At 76.4% G+C, this 5,025-nt stretch carries 5 protein-coding genes and 1 pseudogene; 4 read left to right on the top strand and 2 right to left on the bottom strand.

What is annotated here, in order from left to right; genetic code table 11:
* Together AC0CYZ_RS03095 and AC0CYZ_RS03090 are read right to left on the bottom strand one after the other, a co-directional pair.
* A pseudogene (locus AC0CYZ_RS03095) lies at nucleotides 1-185 on the bottom strand (acyl-CoA desaturase); the annotation flags it as partial.
* Between the two features lie 17 nt (nucleotides 186-202).
* Nucleotides 203-1,354 carry a ferredoxin reductase gene (locus AC0CYZ_RS03090; protein WP_472212242.1) on the bottom strand — a complete coding sequence of 384 codons (1,152 nt, stop codon included), beginning with the start codon at nucleotides 1,352-1,354 and terminating at the stop codon, nucleotides 203-205.
* 233 nt (nucleotides 1,355-1,587) lie between these two features.
* Here AC0CYZ_RS03090 and AC0CYZ_RS03085 point away from each other — a divergent pair, with 233 nt between their 5' ends.
* The 4 genes from AC0CYZ_RS03085 to AC0CYZ_RS03070 all read left to right on the top strand — a co-directional run bounded on the left by AC0CYZ_RS03085 (nucleotide 1,588) and on the right by AC0CYZ_RS03070 (nucleotide 5,004).
* Nucleotides 1,588-2,100, top strand: coding sequence for a hypothetical protein (locus AC0CYZ_RS03085; protein WP_472212240.1), 513 nt, complete (start codon nucleotides 1,588-1,590; stop codon nucleotides 2,098-2,100).
* Nucleotides 2,097-3,404: an FHA domain-containing protein gene (locus AC0CYZ_RS03080; protein WP_472212238.1), complete on the top strand. Its 1,308-nt coding sequence runs from the start codon at nucleotides 2,097-2,099 to the stop codon at nucleotides 3,402-3,404. Before AC0CYZ_RS03085 ends, AC0CYZ_RS03080 begins: the two co-directional genes overlap by 4 nt.
* A 30-nt stretch (nucleotides 3,405-3,434) precedes the next feature.
* A complete protein-coding gene (locus AC0CYZ_RS03075; RefSeq protein WP_472212236.1) occupies nucleotides 3,435-4,250 on the top strand; it encodes an FHA domain-containing protein in 816 nt (271 codons plus the stop codon).
* A gap of 226 nt (nucleotides 4,251-4,476) precedes the next feature.
* Nucleotides 4,477-5,004 carry a MarR family winged helix-turn-helix transcriptional regulator gene (locus tag AC0CYZ_RS03070; protein ID WP_472212234.1) on the top strand — a complete coding sequence of 176 codons (528 nt, stop codon included), beginning with the start codon at nucleotides 4,477-4,479 and terminating at the stop codon, nucleotides 5,002-5,004.
* The last annotated feature ends 21 nt before the right edge of the window (nucleotides 5,005-5,025 follow it).

The raw sequence follows: 5,025 nt of genomic DNA, 5'->3' as shown, positions 1-5,025 counted from the left end.
AACAGGGCGGCGCGGCCCGCGATCTCGATGCGGCGCTGGGTCTTGATGATCGAGCGGATGTACTCCTCGTCGGCCGCGCCGCGCGACTCCTCGACGTCGCGGCGGATCGCGTCGAACTCCTCGCCGAGGGCCTCGACGTCGGCCGCGGTGAGGTGGGCGAATTCCTTGATGTCCGAGATGGCCATGGTTGTGGCTCCCTCTCCTACAGGTCGACCGTGCAGTCGCCGGCCGCAGCCGTGACGCAGGTCTGGACGGTCCGGGTGGACTGATCGGTGTCGGCGACGCGGTGCTCGGACCCGTCGCGCAGATCGCGCACGCCGCCGCTCGAGAGCGGGGCCACGCAGGTGTGGCAGATGCCCATGCGGCAGCCGAAGGGCATCGGGATGCCGGCCTGCTCGCCGGCCTGGAGCACGGTGGTGGCGCCGTCGGCCTCGACGGTCCGGCCGCTGCGGGCGAACGTGATGGTCCCGCCCTCGGCGCCGGCGGAGAACGAGGCGGCGAAGCGCTCGAGGTGCAGCGCGTCGGCCACCCCGGCGTCGGCCCAGGCCTTCTCGGCCTCGTCGAGCATCCCGCCGGGGCCGCAGGCCCAGGTCTGGCGGTCGCGCCAGTCGGGGACGAGCTCCTCCAGCGTGCCGCGAGGGGAGGATTCGGGCGCTCTTCCCGCACGAGGGTTCCCCTCGCGCGGGAAGAGCAGGTGCCCCTCCGTACGGGTGTGACGCACCACGACCCGCCAGCTCGGGTGCCGGCGCCCCAGCAGGTCGAGCTCGTCGGCGAAGAGGGCGCGGTCGGCGTCGGGCGCGGAGTGCACCACGACGAGGTCGGCGCCGTCGGTCGCGTCCGGGCGCCGGTCGAGGGACCGGAGCATCGCCATGATCGGCGTGATCCCCGAGCCCGCGGACAGGAAGAGCGCCTTCGCCGGCAGCGGGTCGGGCAGGACGAACTCGCCCGCCGGCGGGGCGAGCCGGACGACCGTGCCGGGCGTGACGCCGTTGACGAGGTGCTGCGAGGCGAACCCGTCGGGCATCGCGCGGACGGTGATGACGAGCCGGTGGCCGTCCCGCGACGGCGGCGTCGTCAGTGAGTAGGAGCGCCAGACGAAGCGCCCGTCGATCTGCACGCCGATGCCGATGTACTGCCCGGCGGCGTGCTCGAACTCCCAGCCCCAGCCGGGCTCGACGACGATCGTCGCCGCGTCCTCGGCCTCGGGGGTGACGCTGACGATCCGGCCGCGCAGTTCACGCGCCGACCACAGCGGGTTGATCAGGGTCAGGTAGTCGTCGGGCAGCAGGGGCGTGGTGAGGCGGGTGGCCAGGCTGCGCAGTCGTCGGGCGCTGCCTGACAGTGCGGCGGTCACGGTGTCTCCTCGATCCCTCGAAAACTTCTAGGTACCAGGAGTACCGGAGACTTCCGGTTACCGCTACCCACGGTACCGGGTCGGTCGCACGACGCCGATCACACACGCCGGGGTGGTCGCGGTCACGGGGCGTCCTGACGAGGGGAATTAGTTCCCGAACTCGGCACTCCCCCGGCGGTCCCATCCGGCTTGACTCGAGGTCGACACCGTCCACCGGACCCCGAGGAGGACCCGTGACACCCGGGACCGCCGTGCTCGTCGACGTCGTGGTGCTCGTGATCGTCGCCGTGGCCGCGTGGCAGGGCTGGCGGCGCGGGGGCACCGCGCTGGTGCTGTCCGTGGTGGGCGCGGTCGCCGGGGTGTTCTTCGGCGGGTGGCTGGCCACCGGGTGGGACCCGTCCTCGGCGGTGCTGCTCGTCGTCGCGATCGGCGTCGGCGGCCTGGTCGGCCTCGGGCTGGGCCACCGGCTCGCGGCCGCCCTGGCCACCCGACGCAGCGGTGGGCGGCTCGCCCGCCCGCACCTGCTCGACCGGCTCGTCGGGGTCGTCGCCCACGGCGCGCTCGCCCTCGTGCTCTGCGTCGCGGCCGGTGCCCTGCTCGCCGACGCCGGGCCCGCGGACCTGGGCGGGGCGATCCGCGACAGCGCCGTGCTCAGCGCGACCTCGGCCCACCTGCCGAGCGCGACGCAGGTGGTCGACCGGGTCCCCGGCCTGGGCCGCGTCGTGGCCGCCGGCGGTACGTCGTGAGCACCACGACCCCGGGCGGCACCGACGGGACCACCGCCCGCCCGCCGCTGCTGGGCCCACGGGGAAAGCTGGTCGCGGGCGCCGCGGTCGTCGGGACGCTCCTGCTGTGGTGGGCGACCGGCTCGTGGCTGGTCGCCGTGCTCCTCGTCGCGCTCGCGGCGCTCGCGGCCGGGCTGGCCGTCGTCGTCGCGGCCTGGGCTCGGCCCCGGCCCGAGCCCCTCGAGGGCCCGCCCGAGGACCGCCCCACGACCGACCTCTCGCGCGCCCCGGACGCCGGCGCCCGGGTGCGCCGGGTCCTCCGGACGCTGCTGGCCCGACCCTGGGTGCACGGCGACGGGCTGCTGCGGGCCACCGCCACGCGCCTCGACGGGCAGGACGCCCTGCTGTGGACCCCGCGCGGCCAGCAGGTCGCGGCCCCGCACCTGTGGGTCGAGTGGAACCCCGTCGACGCCGCCGAGGTCGCCCAGCGCCGCCCGCTGGAGGCGCTGGCCCGCGAGCTCGCCGAGGGCTACGTGGAGCACGGCCGCGAGCACGGCGTGCGCCGGCTCGTCGAGCGCACCTGGGTCCACCTGCTCGTGGCACCGGACGTGCCACTCGGCCGCGTCGTGATCACCGCCGCCTTCTCCGAGCCGCAGCAGCTGCCGGTCGCCGCAGCGTGCGCCTCGACCGCCGCGGGCCTGGCCGCGGCCCGTGGCGCCGCCGTCCCCGAGCTGCCCTCGCGGCTCGTCACGCCGCGGTCGTCGCCCCCCGGGGCGGCCGCCGCGCGGCCGGGACCCGCACCGGTGGCGCTGCCACCCGGTCGGCCGGCCGCACCCCGTCGACCATGGTCCGCAGGGGCGATCGCCGCCATGGCGACGGTGGCCGTCCCGGCGCGGCTGCGGACCATGGTCGTCGGGACCGTCCGGACGGCCCGCCCCGCGCCGACGGGCGCGGTACTCCTCGTCGACGACGCGGCCGGCTCCGGGCTGATCGACACCGACGTCCGGGGCCGGGTCGAGCTCGGGCGCGATCCCGACTGCGACGTCGTCGTCGACCACCCCAGCGTGTCCTGGCGCCACCTCGCCCTGGCCCCCGACGGTTCGGGCGCCTGGACGGTGACCGACCTCGGTTCGACCAACGGCACCACGGTCGGCGACGCCCGGGTCACCGGGCCCACCCGCCTCGCTCCCGGCGCGGAGATCGGGCTCGGGGCGGACGGCCCGCGCCTGCGCCTGCAGGTGCCCGCCCCGCGCGGCCGCGCGCCCGACGGCCGGTCCCGGACCGGGGACCCGACGATCACGTCTCCCCTCCCCGCCGGGGGATAATGTCGCCGCAGGTCGGCGACGGGAGGGCGTGTGAGGCAGGTCCGCGACCCGGCGCGGCGGCTCCCCCTCGGCGGGCTGGCCCTGCTCGACGTGCGGACCGAGCGGCGCATCTCGGTGCCGTGGGGCGAGACCGCCACGATCGGGCGCAACGCCGCCTCCGACCGGCACGTGCACGTGGCCGACGACCAGGTGTCCCGGGTGGCGGCCGAGATCGAGATCCGTGACGACGCCTACCTCGTGATCAACCGCCAGCGCCACGGCGGGCAGCTCACCCTGCTCGTCCCGGGCGTCGCCGGGCAGGACCGCATCCGCGAGGGCAACGGGCTGCTCGTGCGCGACTCGCGCGCCTCGCTCGGGCTGTGGCTCTCCGACGGCCGCGAGGTGACCCTGGCCCTGCTGGCGTTCGGGCCGGTGGGGGGCGTGGCCGAGCCGGCGGACCTCGCGGGCGGCGCCACCGTCAACGCGGCGCTGCCGACCGACGAGACCTGGTGGTCGGTGCTGGTCGCGGCCTGTGGACCGACCCTGATCGCGGCCGCGCGGAGCCCGGACGGGGCCGGCGGGATCGGGTCCCCGTCGCTCCGCTCCCCGCAGCACGTGCACGGCGACGCCGACCAGATCGCCGCCTGGCACCGCGAGGCCGGCCGGCCCGCCCCGAGCCCGAAGACCCAGAGCGAGGCTTTCCGGCACGCCCAGCGGTGGCTGCGCGGGGTGCGCCTCAACGACAAGACGCGGGGGTGGCGCGTCGCGGTGGTCGAGCAGGTGATCAGCCTGCGGCTGGTGACCCTCGACGACGTCCGGCGCCTCTTCCCCGCCCAGGTGCCGGCCGACCTGCCCGGTCGGTCGTGAGATCCCCTCCCCGACCCGCCGGTGCGGGTGACTCGCCCCATCGGGGGTCGGAGACGTAACGTGCGGGACGGCGTCGCGACGCGGCGTACAGGGGGAGCGCGTCCTCGTCCCATCGGACGAGTGACGTGCAGTTCGCGGTGGGGACCCCGCGGGCTGGTCACCTGGCCGAGGTCGACGCCTGGTGATCGGCGACGCGGAGCGCTCCGCCCTGGGGGGAACGAGGGCCATGACGAGAGACGACGGGGCGGCGGGGGCAGCCGACGAGCCGAACGGCCCGGGCCGGCCGCCCGGCGGCGCACCGAGGACCCCGGAGCCGCTGCGCAGCGCCCCCGGCTTCCTCGTCCGGCGGCTGCACCAGGCCTACGCGGCCGCCTGGCTGCGGCACGTGGACGCCGCCCTCACCGGGCCGCAGTTCGCGGTGATGACCGCGGTGCACGCCTACCCGCGGGTCGACCAGGGCACGTTGGCCGCGTCGGTCGCTCTGGATCGATCCACGATGGCGGACGTCTGCCGTCGGCTCGAGGACCGCGCGCTGATCCGGCGCGACACCGCCCCCGCCGACGGGCGTCGCAAGCTGCTCACCCTCACCCAGCAGGGCGAGACGCTGCTCGCCGAGGTGACCCGGCGGGTCGCGCGGCTGAACATGCGCCTGATGAACGGCGGGGACGACGCCGGGGAGCTCGAGTCGCTGCTCGCGACCCTCGACGAGCTCAGCGAGCGTTGGGAGCAGGTCGCGGACGAGGACGCGGTGTGACCGCGGGACCGGCGGCGCCGG

The organism is Actinomycetospora sp., from assembly GCF_055612215.1.
Note: the sequence above shows the minus strand (reverse complement) of the source record. Positions and strands in the feature narration are given on the sequence as shown.

Excerpts from the sequence above, each read along its gene's own strand:
- AC0CYZ_RS03070 (WP_472212234.1), top strand. The coding sequence starts at position 4,477 with ATGACGAGAGACGACGGGGCGGCGGGGGCAGCCGACGAGCCGAACGGC.